The following is a 20,025-nucleotide window of genomic DNA, read 5'->3' on the forward strand; positions in this document are numbered from 1 at the left end:
ATGCCCAGATTTGCCGCCAACCTGTCCCTGCTCTTTACTGAATTGCCCTATCTCGACCGGTTTCGGGCCGCCGCTGATGCCGGTTTCACTGCCGTTGAGATCCTGTTCCCCTACGACGTGGCGGCAAAAGAAACCCGCCGTGCCCTATTGGCCAACGGGTTAGAGCTGGTACTGATCAACGCGCCGCCGCCCAATTACACGGGCGGCCAACCCGGATACGCAGCAGTTCCTGGCGGCGAGGCCCGGTTTCAGTCGGATATCCGCCGTGTCCTGCGCTATGCTGATGTTTTGCGCCCGGGACTCATCCACATTATGTCAGGATATGCCTCAGGGTCGGATGCGCTGAATATCTTTGTCCAGAACCTGCAATGGGCTGCCGATAGCGCCCCGCAGCAGAAATTTACGATTGAACCGCTCAATCCAGTGTCGCAGCCTGACTACTTCCTGAACAATTACGATCTTGCATCCGAGGTGCTGGATCGTGTGAATCGCCCGAATGTCGGCCTGCAATATGACAGCTTTCACGCCCACATGATCCATGGTGATGCACAGGCCGTTTGGGAACAATTTCACCCGAGGGTCATCCACGCGCAGATCGGCGCGGCCCCGGACCGATCTGAACCGGGGCGCGGGCCAACCGATTTCCAGAACTTGTTCTCGGCTATGGACGCGTTTGGTTACACCGGTTGGGTCAGTGCCGAATACACACCTTCGACATCACGAACATCCGACAGCCTTGATTGGATGAAGGCCTAGTACTGGAATTTGCGCGGCAAATACTGCACATCAAAGACGATACGACCTTCAGGATACACGCCATGATACCAGCCCGCTATGCCCGCGCCGTATTCAGCCTGATCATGTCCGGCCTCATGTCCTGCATCGTCACGGGGATCGCAACAGTGAAAGCCATTGGTTTCGGCCCCAGCACATTCGGCGATTGGATGGCATCCTGGGCTTTTTGCTGGCCGATAGCCTTCACCGTGATTCTGCTGTTTGGCCCAATGGTGCAACGCATGGTGAACCGCATGGTCAGGCCGCAGGACTGACCCGCGACGAAGAGGGCCCGCCGGGCCAGATGAGGCGCGCCGCTAGTGCGCCTCGGCCCAATTTGCGCCTTGCCCGGCATCTACACTCAGCTTCACGTCCAGCTTGACCGCCGGGTCCGAGGCACCCTCCATCACGTCGCGCGCCACGCTGATCACCTGATCCACTGAATCCTCGGCCACTTCGAACAGCAATTCGTCATGCACCTGCAACAGCATCTTGGCCGGTAGCCCGTCGATCGCCCCCGGCATCCGCACCATGGCCCGTCGGATCACGTCTGCCGCCGTCCCCTGAATGGGCGCGTTGATCGCCGCCCGCTTTGAGAACCCGGCGTGAGGTCCCTTGGCATTGATTTCGGGCGTATGAATCTTGCGCCCGAACAGAGTCTGGACATAGCCATTCTCTTTGGCAAAGGCGACAGTGTCGTCCATATAGGCCCTAATGCCGGGGAAACGCTCAAAATAGCGGTCGATGAAGCCCTGCGCCTCGGCCCGCGGAATGCGCAGGTTCCGCGCCAGACCAAAACCCGAGATGCCGTATATCACACCAAAGTTGATCGCCTTGGCCTGACGACGTATGTCGGGCGTCATCTCATCCAGCGGCACATCGAACATCTCGGACGCTGTCATGGCGTGAATGTCCAGCCCATCCGAGAATGCCTGTTTCAAGGCGGGGATATCCGCAATATGCGCCAGAATCCGCAATTCGATCTGGCTATAGTCGAGGCTCACCAGCACATTGCCCGGCTCGGCGATAAACGCCTCACGAATGCGTCGGCCTTCCTCGGTCCGCACCGGGATGTTCTGAAGGTTCGGATCGGTCGAGGCCAAACGTCCCGTATTCGCGCCGGTGATTGAGTACGACGTATGCACCCGCCCCGTATCCGGGTTGATGTGGGTCTGCAGCGCATCCGTGTAGGTCGATTTCAGCTTGGACAGCTGCCGCCAATCCAGCACCCGGCGCGGCAGCTCATGCTCGGTCGCAAGATCCTCGAGAATGTCCGCGCCGGTCGAGTATTTCCCGGTTTTACCCTTCTTGCCGCCCTCAAGACCCATCTTGTCGAACAGGATTTCTCCCAACTGCGCGGGCGAGCCAACATTGAACGTCTCACCCGCCAGCTCGTGGATTTCAGCCTCTAATCCGGCCATTTTCTGCGCAAATGCGTTGGACATGCGGCTCAGCACGTCGCGGTCGACCTTGATGCCGTGCATCTCCATCTCGGCCAAGACAGGCACCAAGGGGCGTTCCAGCGTCTCATAGACGGTCGTCACCTGAACCTGATGCAGCTGCGGCTTGAACAGTTGCCAAAGACGCAAGGTGATATCCGCATCTTCGGCGGCGTAGGCCGTGGCCTCGTCAATTGGAACCTTGTCAAAAGTAATGGCCGATTTGCCCGAACCCAGCAGCGGCTTGATCGGGATTGGCGTGTGGGTCAGGTAGCGCTCGGACAGAGTGTCCATCCCATGCCCATGCTCGCCGCCATGCATCGCATAAGACATCAACATCGTGTCGTCGATTGGGTCAACGTTGATGCCATGACGCGCGAATATCTTGGCATCGTATTTCATATTCTGCCCGATCTTGAGGATCGACGGATCCTCGAGCATCGGTTTGAGCAAGGTTAGAGCCTGATCCAGAGGCATTTGCCCCTCGGCCAATGCATCCGAGCCGAACAGATCGTCCGCCGCGCCGTCACGGTGGGTCAGCGGGATATAGCAAGCCTCGCCAGCCTCAACACACAGCGAGACGCCGACCAGATCGGCGATCATCTCATTCAGACCGGTGGTTTCGGTATCGACAGCGACCCAACCGCGCTCATAAGCCTGATCGATCCACTTTTGCAGGGCCTTGGCATCTCGCACACACTCATATTTCGACGCATCAAACGGAACGAGCTCTGCCTCGGCTTCTTCAGCCGCAGGCGCTGGCGCGTCAGCAATCACCGGAGCTTCGGCCCCCAGCTTATCTGCAATACGCTTGGTGAGAGTGCGAAACTCCATCTCGGCCAGGAACCCCAAAAGGGTTTCGGCATCGGGGTCTTTCACTTCGAGATCGTCGAGGGTGAAGTCCAGCGGCGTGTTTTCGTCCAATTGCACCAGCTTTTTGGACAGCTCGATCTGGTCTCGTTTTTCGATCAGCGTCTGGCGGCGCTTTGGCTGTTTGATCTCTTCCGCGCGATCCAGCAGCGCTTCCAGATCGCCATATTCATTGATCAGCAGAGCCGCCGTTTTCACGCCAATCCCAGGGGCACCCGGCACGTTGTCCACCGAATCCCCGGCCAAAGCCTGCACATCGACCACCCGTTCGGGGCCAACACCGAATTTTTCGATAACTCCATCCCGGTCGATGCGCCTGTTCTTCATCGCATCCAGCATCTCAACGCCATCACCGACCAACTGCATCAGATCCTTGTCGGAACTGACGATGGTTACACGGCCCCCAGCCTCGCGCGCCTGAACGGCCAGCGTGGCGATGATGTCGTCAGCCTCGTACCCCTCAAGCTCTTTGCAGGCGATGTTGAAGGCTTTCGTCGCCTCACGGGTCAGCGGCATCTGGGGACGCAGGTCTTCGGGCATCGCCTCGCGGTTGGCCTTGTACAGATCGTAGAGATCATTTCGGAAGGTGTGCGAACCCTTGTCGAAGATCACCGCCACATGGGTTGGCGCATCCGGTCCGGCATTTCCCTCGACATATTTCTGCAACATGTTGCAAAAGCCCGAAACAGCGCCAATCGGCAACCCGTCTGACTTGCGCGTCAACGGCGGCAGTGCGTGATAAGCTCTGAAAATAAAGGCCGATCCGTCGATCAGATGCAGGTGACACCCTTTTCCAAAATTGCTCATGCGCACTCTCCCTGTCGGTCAGGGATGGTTCTGCCACAGGGGCAGGCGGGTGACCAGTCAGGAACGTGCGTTACCCACCAAAGAGGCCGCTGAAAACGTCCGAGAAACTGTTCAAAAGCGCCATAATCACCAGAACGCCGAGGAAAGCGAAAAACGCGAAAGCAAAAAACTGGAACAGGATCGCGCCAGTTCCAATGGCCATTCCGGCGATGGCCGGGCGTCGTTTTTCGTGACGAAGAATGCCAATCACCGAGACAACAATTGCCAGCCCACCCAGCATGGCCACGCCAATTTGCAAGTAATCGTCCAGATCGCGGGTTTGGGCCACGGGTGCGGGCTGCTCAAGCCCGGCAGCGGCGCGCAGGGTGGATTTGCCAAGCTCAGCCGCAAGTTCACCCAATGAAACGCCGGTGGACTGTTGCGGTGCAAAAGGACCGGCCCAAAACACAAACAACGCAGCGAACAAAGCCAATGCAGCAAGGAAAAACCCGATCCAACCAAAAAACGGGTTGGCTGTGTCAGTGGCAGTCATGTCGGTCATCACACTCACCTACGATGGTTGCACCAACGCACTACCATGAAAATCGCGGCGAGATTTGGGCGAAACCCGGTTAGGCGGGCAATCAGCCCTGTTCTGTGCCCTTCAGAACATATTTGCAGTCGCAATAGGGGCACTCGACCCAGCCGGTATCTTCGGGGATTTGCAGCCACACGCGCGGATGCCCCAACGCACCTTCGCCGCCGTCACAGGCAACACGGGTGGTTTCGACGATCTTGGTTTCCGGCGCTTCGATGGTCACGGCTGGCGATCCTTCTTCGGTTGTCGGCCTCGCGGGCATGTACTAGGTGCGTTTATGAGCGATGAGCAAACCGGGGGCAAGAGCCACATGAGCGATGCGGCAATCAGGATCGAAGGGCTGCGCAAAACCTATCGCGGCGGCAAGGGCCAGCCCGAGAAACACGCGCTGAAAGGCATAGACCTGACCGTTCCGCGCGGGTCGGTGTTTGGGCTGTTGGGGCCAAACGGGGCTGGGAAATCGACCCTAATCAACATTCTCGCCGGGCTGGTTGTGAAATCGGCGGGCCATGTATCAATTTGGGGATTCGATCAGGATCAGAACCCGCGCCAGTCGCGTGCCGCCATTGGCGTGATGCCACAAGAGCTGAACCTGGACCCGTTCTTTTCCCCACGTGGCGCGTTGGAGGTTCAGGCCGGTCTGTACGGCGTGCCAAAGGCGCAGCGCCGCAGCGATGAGATTCTGGAGCTGGTGGGCCTCAGCGACAAGGCCGAGGCGTATGCCCGCACGCTGTCGGGCGGGATGCGGCGGCGGCTTTTGCTGGCCAAGGCGCTGGTGCATCACCCGAAGATTCTGGTGCTGGATGAACCCACGGCAGGTGTGGATATCGAACTGCGTCAAATGCTCTGGACCAATGTGCGCAAACTGAATGAACATGGCATGACCATCATCCTGACCACGCATTACCTGGAGGAAGCGCAGGAAATGTGTGATGAGATCGCCATCATCAACCATGGCGAAAAGATCGCGCAGGACAGCACCGCCAACCTGCTGGGCCGGATGGACAGCCGGACGATGGTGATCGTCCCGGACAACCCTGTGGCGAAAATGCCTGTAACCGAAGGGGTCGAAGCTGCGCTGCGCGACGATGGCAGTCTTGTGCTGCAATATCAGGGCAATCAAACCAGCGCCGAGCAGGTGCTGGAAGCCGTCCGAGCCGTCGGTATTCGCATTCGAGACGTGCGTACCGAGGAAGCAGATCTTGAGGATGTGTTCCTTGCACTGACATCGTCGCGCACCGAGGAACCTGTAGACGATCAGGATCAGCCGCGCCGGGGAATGCACCGCGTCAAACTTTAGGCGCGGTCGATCCGCGCCTGATAGCAGTTGTTTCTGGCCGAGCGGACGTGAACATAGGCAATATCCTCGCGGGCAAAGATGTCCTTTACTGCTGCGCCGATCTGTTCCACTGGCGTGATCGCGCCGGTGCCATAGACGATCCGGTCATCCGCACCATAGCCTTTGATCAGATAGTCTGGAGAGGTGGTCAGGATCTCGGGCATCTCGTCCCCCTCATACCGCTTGCACGGTGCGGCACACAGAAAGATCGGGCCGGTTTCCGCATACGGATGTGTCTCTAAAAAGGGGCGATGGGCCAATATCAGCATCTCTTCGCCTTCGGGAATGTTCTGCAGGCAGTGGCGGCAAGGGTTGCCTGCACCCGTCGAAATGGTGCGCTCGGGCGTAGCGCCATAAGCGTCCGGCGCTCCGGCTTGAAGGGCGCGGACTTCGGGTGTGGGCAGTGCGGTTATCCGGAACATATCGGGTCTCCTTTTTGCCGACCCTGCCTATCTGATCGATCTCAAGCGACCCGTTTCCTGCGCAAAGGACTCGAAAAAGAACAAAACGTGAATATAATAGTGACTCGCCATGTATGCCGAGCTGTCGATCACGTCGAACTTCACCTTCCTCACCGGGGCCTCGCACCCCGAGGAATACATGGAGCGTGCCGTGACCCTGGGCCTGCCCGCCATTGCGATTGCCGATGACAACTCGGTCGCTGGTATTGTCCGCGCCCACACCCAGGCGCGCGAGATCGCTCGTAAGGTCCGCGAACGGCTGGAGTGGGAAGAGCAGAGCACCTCCATCGGCCCACCCTGCCCTGACCACATCCCCAAACCGCCCTCGTATCCGATTCACGCCGTGCCGCGCCTGATCCCAGCCGCGCGGCTGATCTTTACCGACGCACCCACCGTCACCGCCTTGCCGCTGAACCGACAGGGCTGGGGCAACCTGTGCCGCATCCTGTCCACTGGCCGCCTGCGTGCCGAGAAAGGCGACTGCATCCTGCACCTGTCCGACCTTTTGGAGTTTTCCGACGGCCTCCACCTGCTGCTCTGGCCACAAGCGGACCGATCCCAAGGCAGCGCGGACGGGTGGCGGACACAAGCGCAACAGCTGGCGCGCTGCTTTGCCGGTCGGATAAACCTGTTGATGCACCCTCGATACGATGGCGCAGACACTGCATATTTTGCTTTGTTAGAGACTGAATCAAAGCAACTCGACATCCCTACCCTCGCCAGTGCCACACCGATTATGCATCACGGCGCCCGTCGTAAGCTGGCCGACGTTCTGACCGCCATCCGCCTGCGCCGTAAGGTGGATGATCTGGGCCGCGAGGCATTGGCCAATGGCGAACAGCGCCTGCGCTCCGAGACCGAAATGTTGCGCATCTTCAAAGGTCACGAGGGCGCTGTTGCCCGCGCCCATGAGCTGAGCGAAAAACTCACATTCTCGCTCGACGAGCTGCGCTATGAATATCCCAGCGAGGGCAGCGAGCAGGAAACCCCGACCCAACGCCTGCACCGACTGGCACATGAGGGGCTGAAGTGGCGCTATCCGGCGGGCGCGTCCGAAAAGGCTCAGAAGATGTTGGCCCATGAACTCGCCCTGATCGGAAAGCTGAAATACGAGCCCTACTTCCTGACCGTCCGCGACATCGTCCATTTTGCCCGATCTCGGGGCATCCTGTGCCAGGGGCGCGGCTCGGCGGCCAATTCGGTGGTCTGTTTCTGCCTCGGCATCACCGAAGTCAGCCCCGAGATGGGTACGATGGTGTTTGAACGCTTTGTCTCAGAGGCGCGTGATGAACCGCCCGACATTGATGTGGATTTTGAGCACGAGCGCCGCGAAGAGGTGATCCAGCACATCTATGATCGCTATGGTCGCGAACGCGCGGGGCTGTGCGCCACGGTTGTCCATTACCGCGGCAAGCGCGCCATTCGCGAGGTCGGCCGCGCCATGGGCCTGACCGAAGACACGATCTCGGCGCTGTCCTCGCAGCTTTGGGGTTTCTTCTCGACCGTCGGGCTTGAAGCACACCGGATGCGCGAGATCGGCCTCGACCCCGAGGATCGCCGTCTGAAACAGACTCTAATGCTGGTGTATGAGATCGACGGCTTTCCCCGTCATCTATCCCAGCACGTCGGCGGTTTTATCATTACCGAGGGGCGTTTGGACGAGCTTGTTCCCATCGAGAACGCCACGATGGAGGACCGCACGGTCATCTGCTGGGACAAGGATGACATCGACTCGCTTGGCATCCTCAAGGTCGATGTCCTCAGTCTCGGGATGCTCACCTGCATCCGCAAGGCGTTCGATCTGATCGGTCAGCACCACCAGACCAGCTATACGCTGGCCACGCTGCCACCCGAGGATCCGGTGGTCTATGACATGCTGTGCAAAGCCGACAGTATCGGCGTGTTTCAGGTAGAAAGTCGGGCGCAAATGAACTTCCTGCCCCGGATGCGGCCACGCAATTTCTATGACCTGGTGATCGAGGTTGCCATCATCCGCCCCGGCCCCATTCAGGGCGACATGGTTCACCCCTATATCCGCCGCCGCAACGGAGAGGAGGAGGTCAGCTTCCCCTCGGACGAACTGGGCGAGGTGCTGGGTAAAACGCTGGGCGTGCCGCTGTTTCAGGAACAGGCAATGCAGATCGCCATTGTGGGTGCGGGGTTCACCCCGGAACAGGCCGACCGGCTACGGCGGTCGCTGGCAACCTTCAAGAAACACGGCAATGTCAGCGAATTCCGCGCCCTGTTCCTGCGCGGCATGAAGCGCAACGGCTATGACGACGAATTTGCCGAACGGTGCTTTTCACAGATCGAAGGATTCGGCTCATACGGTTTTCCCGAAAGCCACGCGGCCAGCTTTGCATTGTTGGTCTATGCCTCGGCCTGGATCAAATGTCACCATCCCGGCATTTTCGCCTGTGCCCTGCTGAATTCACAGCCGATGGGGTTCTATGCCCCCGCCCAGATCGTACGTGATGCCCGGGAACACGGGGTGCAGGTGCGCCCGGTCTGCATCAATGCCAGCTTCTGGGACAACGTGATGGAGCCCGACGGCCATGGTGGGCTGGCCCTGCGGTTGGGGTTCCGTCAGATCAAGGGCCTCAGCGAGGAAGACGCCAGCTGGCTGACCGCCGCGCGCGGCAATGGCTACCATCAGGTCGACGATGTCTGGCGCCGCGCGGGGCTGGGGCCGTCGGTGATCGAACGGCTGGCCGAAGCCGATGCCTTCGCCGCCTGCGACCTGACCCGGCGCGAGGCATTGTGGCAGGCCAAGGCGATTGCAACCGCCAAGCCCTTGCCCCTGTTCTCGCAGGATCTGGAAGGTGAGGCGCTGGACGAGCCCGAAGCCTATCTGCCGCAGATGACATTGGGTGAGCAGGTGGTCGAAGATTACGTCGCCACCCGCCTCAGCCTGCGGGCGCATCCGGTGGCCCTGCTGCGGCATATCCTGACGCCCGAGCCGCGCGACAAAACCACGCCTGTTGCATGACGGCCGAAGGGGATACTTCCCCGGGACAGAGTCGAATTTGGTGACCTCATGACCAGACCCATCCTGCCGCCGCGCTTTCCGGCGACACCCGATCAGATCAATGCGCAGGTCCACGCCTTCTATGCCCGCGTCCGTGAAGACGCTGTGCTGGGTCCGGTCTTTGCCAACCATGTCACCGACTGGCCCGCGCATGAGGAAAAGATCGCCGCGTTCTGGCGCAACGCCATCTTGTTTGAACGCAGCTATGACGGCAATCCACAGCGGGTCCATATCGAACGGCCTGATGTAAAACCCGAGATGTTCGCCCACTGGTTGGACCTGTTCGAAGAAATAGCCACCCAGACGCTGCCGCACGACACCGCAATCCCATGGGTCGCGCTGGCCCGACGTATCGGCGTGGGGATGAAGGCAGGCGTGCAATCGGCCCGTCAACCCAAAGACGCGCCGCCGATCCTGCGTTGATCCCTCTGCATGGCGGCTTTGCGATGTTAGCGGTAAAATAGGGGCTATGCGGACCGCAAAAATGGGGTTACTCAAGGGCAAGACAGCCCCTTTGCGCTGCCACGGCACAGTGCCACCACACCGACATCACCCGAGGCCATATCGATGAGCACTCAAAACACCACCCTCAGGGGCCTTGGTTTCGCGTTTGCGGGATTCGCGGTCTTTGCCAGCCACGACGCGCTGATCAAGGTGCTGGGCGGGACCTATTCGGTGATGCAGATCATCTTCTTCGCCACGCTGTTTTCCTTTGTGCCAATGGCCGTATCCATGCTGGCCGACCGGACACCCAGCAACTTCCGTCCGCATCATCCCTGGCTGGTGCTGTTGCGCTCGGGCCTGGTGGTTACATCCATGGTCTGCGCCTTTTACGCCTTTTCGGTGCTACCACTGGCCGAGGTTTATTCGCTGCTGTTTTCCTTCCCGCTGATTGTGACCGTCCTGTCGATCCCCATTCTGGGAGAAGTTGTGCGCGTCCAACGCTGGGCTGCGGTCGGTGTTGGCCTGATCGGCGTTCTGATCGTTCTGCGTCCGGGCGCGACAGACATCACCCTCGGCCACCTCGCCGCCCTGACAGCCGCTTTTTGCAGCGCGTTTGGGTCTGTTCTAGTGCGTAAAATCGGGAACGAGGAACGATCCGCCGTGCTGATCCTCTATCCCATGCTGCTGGCCATTCTGGTCATGAGCCTTGCGCAACCGGCTGTGTATCAGCCTCCATCCCTGCTGCATCTGGCCATGATGGCGCTGGTCGGTGTGTTTTCAGTTATCGCCCAGCACCTGATCATCCTCGCCTACCGCGCGGCACCCGCCGGGGTCGTCGCGCCCAGCCAATACAGTCAGATCATCTGGGCCACGATTTTCGGAATGGTCTTCTTTGGGGAACACCCGGATGGCTGGGTTGCGGTCGGGGCCAGCATCATCATTGCATCCGGTGTCTTTGTGGTTTGGAGGGAGAGTCGGACGAACACGACCTCGACCAACACCCCGGTTCTCCGGGTGCGGTCTCCGCGATCAGATACCGGTGCCTCGCGACCGGGGGAATAGGGTCCGGCCTTCAAGACTCCTTGCACCTGATCTTCAAACCTCCATTGACGTTACCTTCCTCAAAGCGGCCAATGGCGCGGACCAGGTCACTCAATCTTTTGTGGCCATAAGTGCGCGAATCGAAGTCCGGATACATCTTGCCCAATTGGCTACCCACGAATGAAAGGCTCGCCCAGCTATCAGCTTCGTTTGTGTTCAGTACAACGTTCCGGATCAACTGATAGGCATGGTTCAACTCATGTTTCGATTTTGCGCCCTTGTTTTCTTTTGAGGTGTTTGCTCCGCACTCCGGCTTTTGGATGTTTTCAATGTAGATAAACCTGTTGCACGCATTCACGAACGCTTTGGGAGCCTTTCGTTCTTCTCCAATGCCGAATACCTTCAACCCCTGCTCGCGGATGCGACTGGCCAGGCGAGTGAAATCGCTGTCCGACGACACCAGTACAAACCCGCCAAATCGACCGGAATGCAGGATGTCCATCGCATCTATGACCAGCGCGATGTCACTGGAGTTTTTTCCGGACGTATTTGCAAACTGCTGATGCGGAACGATTGCGTATTCTGCCAATGATCCAGAGTTCCAACCCTGCGGCGCCCCGTTCGAAAAATCTCCGTAGATCCGCCTTAGGCTGGCCTCGCCCAACGTGGCAATTTCTTCAAAAATCTCCGGCGCGTGTTTTGCCGGTACATTCTCTGCATCAATAAGGACCGCCAAGCGATCCATGCCTGCTGTTGTCACTGAAATTCCTCAAACAAAAGTAATTCGTATTGCGGAATGTAGTAACGAAAAAGGGCGAGCAAAAGCCCGCCCTTCGAGATTATTTCAGTTTTCTCAATACACTACGACCGACCGGATGCTCTCACCTTTATGCATCAGGTCGAAGCCGTGGTTAATGTCGTCCAGACCCATGGTGTGGGTGATCATCGGGTCAATCTCGATCTTCCCTTCCATGTACCAGTCGACGATCTTTGGCACATCGGTCCGGCCGCGCGCGCCGCCGAAAGCTGTGCCGCGCCATGACCGGCCGGTGACAAGCTGGAACGGGCGGGTCGAGATCTCGGCACCTGCAGGGGCCACGCCGATGATGATCGATTCACCCCAGCCTTTGTGCGCCGATTCCAGCGCGTCGCGCATCACGCCGACATTTCCGGTTGCGTCAAAGGTATAATCCGCACCGCCCTTGGTCAGGTTGACCAGATAGGGAACCAGGTCGCCTTCAACCTCTTTGGGGTTCACGAAATCGGTCATGCCGAATTTCTCGGCCATTTCCACCTTCGATGGGTTCAGGTCAACACCAACGATCTGATCAGCCCCGGCCAGACGCAGGCCCTGAATCACGTTCAGGCCAATGCCGCCCAGGCCGAACACGATGGCGCGGCTGCCGATTTCGACCTTGGCGGTGTTGATCACAGCGCCAATGCCGGTGGTGACGCCGCAGCCGATATAGCAGATCTTGTCGAAGGGGGCGTCCTCACGCACCTTGGCCAGCGCGATTTCCGGCAGAACCGTGTGGTTCGAGAAGGTCGAGCAGCCCATGTAATGCAGGATCGGGTCACCATCCAAAGTCGAGAACCGCGAGGTCCCGTCGGGCATAAGACCCTTGCCTTGTGTTTCGCGGATTGCCTGGCACAGGTTGGTCTTCGGGTGCAGACAGTATTCGCATTCACGGCATTCAGGGGTGTAAAGCGGGATCACGTGATCACCCGGTTTCAGGCTGGTCACGCCCGGACCGACCTCAACCACAACACCTGCGCCTTCGTGGCCCAGAATCGCGGGGAACAGACCTTCGGGGTCTGCCCCGGACAGGGTGAATTCATCCGTGTGGCAGATGCCGGTGGCTTTGATCTCCACCAGAACCTCGCCCGCTTTGGGACCTTCGAGGTTCACATCCATCACTTCCAAAGGTTTGCCCGCCTGAACGGCGACGGCGGCACGGGTACGCATATCACTGTCTCCCTGTCTTCTTTGCCCCGACCCTGCGTCAATTGCAGGGTGTTTTCAACTGTGCTTTCATGACAGACTTGCTAATTGTTTGATATTGCAGAAACGACATTGCCGGAATGAGGAACGCCAATGCACCGATTTATCCCGATTCTGATCCTTCTGGCCGCCTGCGCCGAGACCCCGGCCCCCGAAGAAGCGCGCCTTGCGCCCGAGGCCGCGCCGGTTGATCTGGCCTTTTGTCAGGGCGAAGCATTTGCCGACTCGGTGGGCCAGCCGGTTTCGACCATTCAGGCCGATTTGCCGGAACGCACCCGCGTGCTGGGGCCCGATGATATTGCAACGCAGGACTACCGGATCGACAGGCTGAACGTCTTTGTAAACGGGGCCGGTGTTATTCAGCGGCTGACCTGCGGGTAAGCGTGGACTCGGGCGTTGATTCTCGGATAAGAACAAAATGGGAACATTTTGATGTCTGCCGATGCCAAAACGCCGAATACTTTCACTGTGGTTTCCCCGTCTTGGGGCTGAACGGCTGATCCGCGCCGCGCGGGGGCTGCATTCCGGGCCGTTGGCCGTGGTCACCGAGCAGTCGAACATGCAGGTCATTACTTCATTGAATACTGAAGCACAGGCTGCCGGCCTGCGTGTGGGCCAGCCCGTGCGCGATGCCCATGCCATGTGCGCCAGCCTGATCACACGACACCGCAACGCCCCGGCCGAGGCCGCGTTTCTAACCGCGCTACGCCGCTGGGCGGGCAAGTTCAGCCCTTGGGTGGCCGAAGAAACTCCAGACGGGCTGATCGTTGACCTGTCGGGTTGTGCGCATCTGTTTGGCGGGGAAGAGACGCTGCTGAGCGTGCTTGAAACGGACTGCGCTGATATGGGCCTCAGCGTACAAATGGGCATTGCCGACACGCTGGGCGCAGCCTGGGCTTTGGCGCGCTATGCAGGGCAAGAGGCCACATCCGACCGCAACGGCGACGCCATCAGCCAGGAAGCCCGCGCCACCCGCGCCCGGGCAGGCAAGCGGCGGCACTGGACCAAAGGCGGGACTGCACCGCAGGTGATGGCCTTGGGTGGTGGCGCGCGTATTGCAGCGCCGGGGCAATCCTATGGCGCGCTCAGCCCCCTGCCCATCGCGGCGCTGCGATTGGACGACCCGGTTGTGACGCAGTTGAACCGGCTGGGCCTGCGCCGGATCGGCGATTTGCTGGGACAGCCGCGCGCGTCGCTGGCGCGCCGCTTCGGGCGGGGGTTGGTATTGCGGCTGGATCAGGCCATGGGTAGCGCGCCCGAGCCGGTTTCTCCGGCCCGTCCGCCACATCATTTTGCGGTGCGGATGACTTTGCCCAATCCGATTGGCCTGATTGAGGATGTGATGGCCGCTGTCGATCGGGTGCTGCCCACGCTCTGCGCCAAGCTGGAAGAGAAAGATCGCGGTGTCCGCACCCTGCGGCTGGAGGCGCATCGCGCCGATCAGGCGGCCGAGGTCATCGAGATCGGGCTGGCCCGTCCAACCTATGACAAACATCGTATTCGCCCTTTGTTAGAGATGAAAATCGACAAGATCGATGCGGGCTATGGCATCGACATGCTACGGCTTGAGGCGATCCAGACCGAGCCCATCCATGCCCGCACCATCGCCGGTCACGCCGAGGCACGCCGCGTGGCCCGTAATCGGCTTGAGGGTAATACAGCCGTGGATGACCTGATCGGCAAACTGGGTGCGCGGGTGGGGCTGGAGGCGATCACAAGACGGCATCCCTCCGCCTCTCATATCCCCGAGAAAACAGCACAGACGCTGGCGGCTGCATGGTCGGAACCCGCACGTGACTGGCCTGCACCGCCGCGCCCCCGGCCCTTGCAGATGTGGCAGCCCGAGCCGGTGATGGCGCCGGAAATCCCGGATGTCCCAACCGCCTTCCGCTGGCGCGGGCGCGACTGGCAACTGGCGCAGGCCACCGGCCCCGAACGGATCGCGCCGGAATGGTGGCTGGATGACCCCAACTGGCGCAGCGGCGTGCGCGATTACTGGGTGGTGGTGACGGAACAGGGCGAACGCCTATGGCTGTTCTACGGGCACGGAGGCGCGATGTCCGCAGGCTGGTTCTGTCAGGGACAGTTTTGTTAGAGTCTATTTTCCGCGATAAACCAGCAGATCCGGCAGGTAGTCAATCAAACGAATAAACCACGAGAATGGTGCCGGGAAATCAGTGCGGAACCGGTGGCGCGACATCGCTTTGATTACGCGTTCTGCCGCGTTCTCAGCCGTCATCAGCATCGGCATTTTGAAACTGTTCTTGTCGGTCAGGCGGGTCTTGATGAAACCCGGATTGACAATACGCACCGTCACACCGGTGCCCGCCAGATCATGCCGCATCGTTTCGGCCAGCGAGATCAGCGCCGCCTTGCTGGCCCCATAACCGATAGCAGCAGGCAAACCGTGATACCCGGCCAGCGATCCGATCAACGTGATCTCTCCTTGACCTGACTGCACAAAGCCAGGAACCGTTTCACCTAATACCCGCAACGCCCCCGAATAGTTCACATCACTGATCCTGAGCGACGCCTCGGTATCCCAATCACCAGTACGCATCGGTTCATAAGCGCCTGCATTGTAAACCAGCCCGTCGATCTGACCGGCCTCGGCCACGGCACTACGTACAGAGTCTAAATCGGTCACATCACACGGAATCGCACGTGCATTGGGAAGCTTGGAACAGATGTCATTCAGACGGGCGACGTTGCGTGCAGACAGAATCAGATGCGCGCCCTTACGGCTCAACGCTTCGGCCAAGGCACGGCCCAAGCCTTCGCTTGCGCCGATGATCCAATAGGTTTTTCCGTCAAAGCTGCTCATACCCGCGCCGTTTTGTTGAACTTACCTTTTTTACGGCCCTGCATCCGCGGTGGATCATAGGGTGACGTAAGGAAGCGGGCGCTGTAACCCGAAGTCACAAGATAGTGCATCTGTTAAAAACTTCTATCCGGATTGATCCAGCACGCCATACCCTGCGTATCTCATTGTAAAATGTCACATAACGAGGCTGGAATGTTCGACGAAACCCGGGGTGTACGGAAGAAAATTGCGATTGTAGGTGCAGGCATTTCGGGTCTCTCTGCCGCGTATTACCTTTCAGAAAACAACGACGTGACGGTTTATGAAGCCGAACCCAGGCTGGGTGGCCATGCCCGCACGGTGATGGCTGGCAGAAACGGCGACCAGCCGGTCGACACCGGCTTTATCGTTTTCAACTACGCGACCTACCCTTACCTGACGCAGCTTTTTGATGAGCTGAACGTACCCGTCATCAAAAGCGAAATGAGCTTTGGCGCGACCATCGACAATGGCCGCATCGAATACGGGTTGAACAATCTGCGCACATTGACCGCACAGAAGCGCAATCTGGCGCGCCCCGCCTATTACAAAATGATCGCGGACATTCTGCGGTTCGGCAAAGAAGCGCCCGAGGCCGCCAAGGACGATGACACAACGATTGGTGAACTGGTCGATCAACTGCGTTTGGGTCACTGGTTCCGGCACAACTATCTGATGCCGATGTGTGGCGCGATCTGGTCTACTCCGGTTGAGTTCGTAGATCAGTTCCCGGCCCGGTCGCTGGTGCAGTTCTTCCGCAACCATGCTCTGCTGGCCAGCGGACGTGCCAATCAACATCAGTGGTACACGGTCAAAGGCGGCAGCATCGAATATGTCCGACGGATCGACGCGGCCTTGCGCGCCCGTGGCTGTGACATCCGGCTGACCGCCCCGGTTCAACACGTTTACCGCGACGACATGGGCGTCAGCGTCACAAGCCAGGGGCATACGGATCAATTCGACGAGATCATCCTTGCAACCCACTCGGACCAGTCCCTTGCCATTCTGGGCGAAGGCGCAACACCGGCCGAGGCCGCAGCTTTGGGCGCGATCCGCTATCAGCCCAACACGGCCATTCTGCATTGTGACCCACGTCAGATGCCCAAGCGGCGCGCGTGCTGGTCCAGCTGGACTTATCGCTCGCAAGCCGGAGATGTGGGCGTGACCTATTGGATGAACCGGCTTCAGAACATCCCGGACAGCGATCCGCTGTTCGTGACGCTGAACGCCTCATCAGAAATTCACGCGGACAAAATCTATGATCAGGTCGAATTTGCCCATCCGGTGTTCGACAAAGCCGCCCTGAAAGCACAAGGGCAAATCCGCGAGATGCAGGGACAGAACCGAACTTGGTTTGCCGGTGCTTACAACCGGCACGGATTTCACGAAGACGGGATTGCCAGCGCGATGCATGTCGTTGCGCGAATAAACGGCGCCCCGCAAACCATCGGAGCTGACAATGGCATTTCTGGGAACGACCCGGCCATCCCTGTGGCGGCCGAATAAGGGAATTTTGCACGCAGCGCTACTGGCAGCGGCGCTGCTGGCCCCGTCAGGGGTATTGGCATCGCCCGTAACGGACGAGTTGAAGGACGCGCAACTGCGTGGCTCAGCAACCTTTCGGTATCTGGGTTTGCCAATTTATGACGCCAAACTTTATACCCCCGGCGGCGCGCCGTTCAGTTGGAGCGAAGATATCGGCCTGCAACTAACCTACCGCAAGAACTTCAAGAAAAAAGCGCTGGTCAACTCGACTCTGGACGAGATGGACCGGATCGGACGTTCCGCCCCGGTGCGCAATCAGCTGGACCAGTGCTTCAAAGCTGTGACCAAGGGGGACAGCTTTCTCGCGGTGTCCGATGGGCCGGATAAGGTGAGCTTCTGGCTGAACGGGCAAAAGACCTGCACCATGTCCTATCCGGGCATCAAACGCAGTTTCATGTCTGTATTTCTGGGCGACAACACGCGGTCCGCCTCGTTTACACAGAAACTTCAGGGGCGCTGATGCTTTATCCTCGGGTCAGCCTGTATGCGCTGATGCTCGCTGCGGCGGGCATTCCGCTTTATATCCACCTGCCGCGCTTTGCGGCGGTGAATCTGGGTATTGGCCTAGGGGTTATTGGAACCGTCCTTCTGGTGATCCGCCTTGTTGATCTGGTTCAGGACCCGTTGATTGGCTGGGCAATCGACAAGTGGCCAAGGGGCCAGCTTGTATTTGCTTCTCTGGCGGCGTTGGGGCTGGCGGTCGGGTTCCCTTTGCTCTTTAGCTTGCCCCAGGGTGCCAGTGTTGCAGCGCTGATCGCGATTCTGATCCTGCTGTTCTCGGCTTACAGCCTGGGCACGATCCTCTTGTATGGGCGCAGCGCAACTTTGGCAAAACGTCCGGACCCGCAAGAGCTTATGACCTTGGCCGCCTATCGCGAAGGCGGGCAACTGACCGGCGTGGTCATCGCCGCCAGCGCCCCGGCGCTTTTGGTTGCATTTGGCGCGCAAGCCCAAGGCTATCCCGCGTTTGGAGTATTTCTGGGGCTGCTGTCTGTTCTGACTCTGTTGCTGACTATTCCGATCTGGAGGCGTACGCCGATCACCGGCACCGGCCTGTCTTTTGCAGGGCTGGGTCAGGCCGGAGGGCTTCGCCTGCTGGCGCTTGCTCTGGTCAACAGCTTGCCCGTGGCAATCACCTCGACCCTGTTTTTGTTTTTTGTTGAAGATCGGTTGCAACTGCCGGGCAAAGCAGGCCCGCTGTTGATCCTGTTCTTCCTTAGCGCGGGCGCAAGCGTGCCGCTTTGGGCCAAGCTCAGCAACCGGATTGGCCCGAAACAGACTCTGATGATTGCCATGCCCCTCTCGATCGCGGGGTTTATCGGTGCCGCCACCCTGAGCGCCGGGAATCTGGCCGGGTTCGCCGTGATCTGCCTTGCCTCGGGCGCAGCCTTGGGTGCGGACATGGTTGTGCTGCCCGCCATGTTTTCTGTCGTCCTGACCCGGGCTGGGCTGAACGCCTCTGCGGCGTTTGGCATCTGGTCTTTCGCAGGCAAGCTGGGCCTCGCCCTGGCTGCCTTTTTCACCTTGCCACTGCTGGAACGCAGCGGCTTCACCCCCGGTCAAGCCAATTCTGCTGACGCGCTAGAGACACTCAACCTTGCTTATGCGGTGCTGCCCTGCATCCTCAAGCTCGGTGCGTTTGGAATGGTCTTGACCCTGCCCACCGAGGTCACAAGCAAATGAACGCTATCGCCATCATCCTGCTGGTCCTTCTGATCGCAGTTTTCATTCGCGCCCGATTGCTCAGCTTTCGTGCGCAAACTCCAACCGACTACGCGGGAACGGGACCTGCCTTTTCGCTGAAAGAGCATCTGAACGGAGAAATCCTGTCTGAAGGGCTGATCTATGGCCCCAATGGAAAGATGTCGAACAGTTTCGTCGCGCGCATGGTCGGCGAATGGAAGGGAAACTCGGGCACGCTGTCCGAATACTTCACCTATTCCAATGGCAAACAGATGACCCGAAAGTGGTATCTGACACTGGGCACCGGGAACACGTTCACTGCGACGGCGGATGATATTGTCGGCGAAGGCCGGGGCATCATGTCTGGTTCGACCGTCAAGCTGACCTATCGGATCATTCTGCCTGAAGATGCCGGTGGGCATACTTTGGACGTCACAGACTGGATGTATCTGACGGAACACGGGGTGATCATGAACCGGTCCGAGATGCGCAAATTCGGCCTCAAGGTCGCTGAGCTGGTTGCCACGATGCGCCCTGCTCCCAATGTGAAAACCACGCATGTGCCAGGCGCAAACGGGTATGACGCGACATCCGAAGGGAAACCCCTGCAATGAGTGTTTTCCGTTCCCTTCTCACCTTTCTTGCCATAGCAAGCCTTGCGCTTCTGGCGGCCTGCTCCAGCAAGCCAAAGGTGCCCAAGACCTTCTTGTCCGACCGGCAACTTAACCTCGAAGAATTCTTCGAAGGCAAAACGGTTGCTTACGGTCAGTTTCAGGACGTTCTGGGCAATATCCCTCGCAGATTTACGGTGGATATCGAAGGGACATGGGATGGTGAGACCCTGACACTGGTCGAAGATTTCATTTATGACGATGGCGCCACCGAGCAGCGCATCTGGACGCTGACGAAAACCGGTGAAGATACGTGGACAGGGACAGCCCCTGGCGTTTTGGGCACGGCCAGCGGGATTGAACGCGGCGATACGTTCAACTGGAAGTACAAGATCGACCTGCCGATCAAAGACGGTACGATGCGTGTCAAATTCGACGATTGGATGTGGCTTTTGGACGATGATCGCTTGCTGAACCGCGCATATGTGTCACGTTTTGGCGTACGTTTGGGCGAAGTGATCCTGTTCTTCGAAAAGCGATAGTGAACGCAATTCAAACTGGT

At 59.1% G+C, this 20,025-nt stretch carries 20 protein-coding genes; 13 read left to right on the forward strand and 7 right to left on the reverse strand.

Translation table 11 applies throughout. The annotated features are described in order from the left end of the window. Both ACR0EV_RS13085 and ACR0EV_RS13090 read left to right on the forward strand, forming a co-directional pair. On the forward strand, positions 1 to 756 hold the full coding sequence (locus ACR0EV_RS13085; RefSeq protein WP_480800495.1) for a hydroxypyruvate isomerase family protein: 756 nt from the start codon (positions 1 to 3) through the stop codon (positions 754 to 756). 62 nt (positions 757 to 818) lie between these two features. After that, on the forward strand, positions 819 to 1,049 hold the full coding sequence (locus tag ACR0EV_RS13090) for a DUF2798 domain-containing protein (protein ID WP_480800496.1): 231 nt from the start codon (positions 819 to 821) through the stop codon (positions 1,047 to 1,049). Positions 1,050 to 1,091: 42 nt separating this feature from the next. Here ACR0EV_RS13090 and polA read toward each other — a convergent pair whose 3' ends face one another. From polA to ACR0EV_RS13105, 3 genes are all read right to left on the reverse strand, one after another. Beyond that, positions 1,092 to 3,890 carry a DNA polymerase I gene (polA, locus tag ACR0EV_RS13095; RefSeq protein ID WP_480800497.1) on the reverse strand — a complete coding sequence of 933 codons (2,799 nt, stop codon included), beginning with the start codon at positions 3,888 to 3,890 and terminating at the stop codon, positions 1,092 to 1,094. A 70-nt stretch (positions 3,891 to 3,960) separates the two neighbouring features. Beyond that, positions 3,961 to 4,431 carry a hypothetical protein gene (locus ACR0EV_RS13100; RefSeq protein WP_480800498.1) on the reverse strand — a complete coding sequence of 157 codons (471 nt, stop codon included), beginning with the start codon at positions 4,429 to 4,431 and terminating at the stop codon, positions 3,961 to 3,963. Between the two features lie 82 nt (positions 4,432 to 4,513). Further along, a complete protein-coding gene (locus ACR0EV_RS13105) occupies positions 4,514 to 4,690 on the reverse strand; it encodes a zinc-finger domain-containing protein (protein WP_170533977.1) in 177 nt (58 codons plus the stop codon). An 87-nt stretch (positions 4,691 to 4,777) separates the two neighbouring features. Here ACR0EV_RS13105 and ACR0EV_RS13110 point away from each other — a divergent pair, with 87 nt between their 5' ends. Beyond that, a complete protein-coding gene (locus ACR0EV_RS13110; protein ID WP_480800707.1) occupies positions 4,778 to 5,767 on the forward strand; it encodes an ABC transporter ATP-binding protein in 990 nt (329 codons plus the stop codon). Here the strand turns inward: ACR0EV_RS13110 and ACR0EV_RS13115 are convergent. After that, entirely contained in the window at positions 5,764 to 6,228 is a 465-nt protein-coding gene (locus tag ACR0EV_RS13115; RefSeq protein WP_480800499.1) for a DUF1203 domain-containing protein, read from the reverse strand. The two genes, ACR0EV_RS13110 and ACR0EV_RS13115, sit on opposite strands and share 4 nt — an antisense overlap. A gap of 109 nt (positions 6,229 to 6,337) precedes the next feature. On the opposite strand from ACR0EV_RS13115, the gene ACR0EV_RS13120 reads away from it, so the two are divergent. The 3 genes from ACR0EV_RS13120 (at position 6,338) to ACR0EV_RS13130 (ending at position 10,801) form a co-directional block, all read left to right on the forward strand. Next, positions 6,338 to 9,256, forward strand: a complete 2,919-nt coding sequence (locus tag ACR0EV_RS13120) for an error-prone DNA polymerase (RefSeq protein WP_480800500.1) — start codon at positions 6,338 to 6,340, stop codon at positions 9,254 to 9,256. A 48-nt stretch (positions 9,257 to 9,304) separates the two neighbouring features. Then, a complete protein-coding gene (locus ACR0EV_RS13125; protein WP_171093071.1) occupies positions 9,305 to 9,718 on the forward strand; it encodes a group III truncated hemoglobin in 414 nt (137 codons plus the stop codon). Positions 9,719 to 9,862: 144 nt separating this feature from the next. Then, positions 9,863 to 10,801 carry a DMT family transporter gene (locus tag ACR0EV_RS13130; protein ID WP_480800501.1) on the forward strand — a complete coding sequence of 313 codons (939 nt, stop codon included), beginning with the start codon at positions 9,863 to 9,865 and terminating at the stop codon, positions 10,799 to 10,801. Between the two features lie 10 nt (positions 10,802 to 10,811). On the opposite strand, the gene ACR0EV_RS13135 is transcribed toward ACR0EV_RS13130, so the two are convergent. Both ACR0EV_RS13135 and ACR0EV_RS13140 read right to left on the reverse strand, forming a co-directional pair. After that, positions 10,812 to 11,525, reverse strand: coding sequence for an NYN domain-containing protein (locus ACR0EV_RS13135; RefSeq protein WP_480800708.1), 714 nt, complete (start codon positions 11,523 to 11,525; stop codon positions 10,812 to 10,814). Positions 11,526 to 11,633: 108 nt separating this feature from the next. Beyond that, entirely contained in the window at positions 11,634 to 12,746 is a 1,113-nt protein-coding gene (locus tag ACR0EV_RS13140; RefSeq protein ID WP_480800502.1) for an S-(hydroxymethyl)glutathione dehydrogenase/class III alcohol dehydrogenase, read from the reverse strand. Positions 12,747 to 12,875: 129 nt separating this feature from the next. Here ACR0EV_RS13140 and ACR0EV_RS13145 point away from each other — a divergent pair, with 129 nt between their 5' ends. Both ACR0EV_RS13145 and ACR0EV_RS13150 read left to right on the forward strand, forming a co-directional pair. After that, positions 12,876 to 13,163 (forward strand): I78 family peptidase inhibitor, encoded by a 288-nt coding sequence (locus ACR0EV_RS13145; protein WP_171670792.1) that lies wholly within the window; start codon positions 12,876 to 12,878, stop codon positions 13,161 to 13,163. A gap of 61 nt (positions 13,164 to 13,224) precedes the next feature. Then, entirely contained in the window at positions 13,225 to 14,877 is a 1,653-nt protein-coding gene (locus tag ACR0EV_RS13150; RefSeq protein WP_480800503.1) for a DUF6504 family protein, read from the forward strand. A 3-nt stretch (positions 14,878 to 14,880) separates the two neighbouring features. On the opposite strand, the gene ACR0EV_RS13155 is transcribed toward ACR0EV_RS13150, so the two are convergent. After that, positions 14,881 to 15,606, reverse strand: coding sequence for an SDR family NAD(P)-dependent oxidoreductase (locus ACR0EV_RS13155; RefSeq protein WP_480800504.1), 726 nt, complete (start codon positions 15,604 to 15,606; stop codon positions 14,881 to 14,883). Between the two features lie 192 nt (positions 15,607 to 15,798). On the opposite strand from ACR0EV_RS13155, the gene ACR0EV_RS13160 reads away from it, so the two are divergent. The 5 genes from ACR0EV_RS13160 to ACR0EV_RS13180 are packed head-to-tail and all read left to right on the forward strand — an operon-like array spanning position 15,799 to position 20,005. Then, positions 15,799 to 17,130 carry an NAD(P)/FAD-dependent oxidoreductase gene (locus ACR0EV_RS13160; RefSeq protein ID WP_480800505.1) on the forward strand — a complete coding sequence of 444 codons (1,332 nt, stop codon included), beginning with the start codon at positions 15,799 to 15,801 and terminating at the stop codon, positions 17,128 to 17,130. Further along, positions 17,084 to 17,629 carry a hypothetical protein gene (locus ACR0EV_RS13165; protein ID WP_480800506.1) on the forward strand — a complete coding sequence of 182 codons (546 nt, stop codon included), beginning with the start codon at positions 17,084 to 17,086 and terminating at the stop codon, positions 17,627 to 17,629. Before ACR0EV_RS13160 ends, ACR0EV_RS13165 begins: the two co-directional genes overlap by 47 nt. Continuing rightward, positions 17,629 to 18,852, forward strand: a complete 1,224-nt coding sequence (locus ACR0EV_RS13170; protein ID WP_480800507.1) for an MFS transporter — start codon at positions 17,629 to 17,631, stop codon at positions 18,850 to 18,852. Before ACR0EV_RS13165 ends, ACR0EV_RS13170 begins: the two co-directional genes overlap by 1 nt. Continuing rightward, a complete protein-coding gene (locus ACR0EV_RS13175; protein WP_480800508.1) occupies positions 18,849 to 19,466 on the forward strand; it encodes a DUF3833 domain-containing protein in 618 nt (205 codons plus the stop codon). The genes ACR0EV_RS13170 and ACR0EV_RS13175 overlap by 4 nt, the downstream gene beginning before the upstream one ends. Next, complete coding sequence (locus ACR0EV_RS13180; protein ID WP_480800509.1) at positions 19,463 to 20,005, forward strand: DUF3833 family protein; 543 nt, start codon at positions 19,463 to 19,465, stop codon at positions 20,003 to 20,005. Before ACR0EV_RS13175 ends, ACR0EV_RS13180 begins: the two co-directional genes overlap by 4 nt. The last annotated feature ends 20 nt before the right edge of the window (positions 20,006 to 20,025 follow it).

Source organism: Ruegeria sp. CF8 (assembly GCF_056537285.1).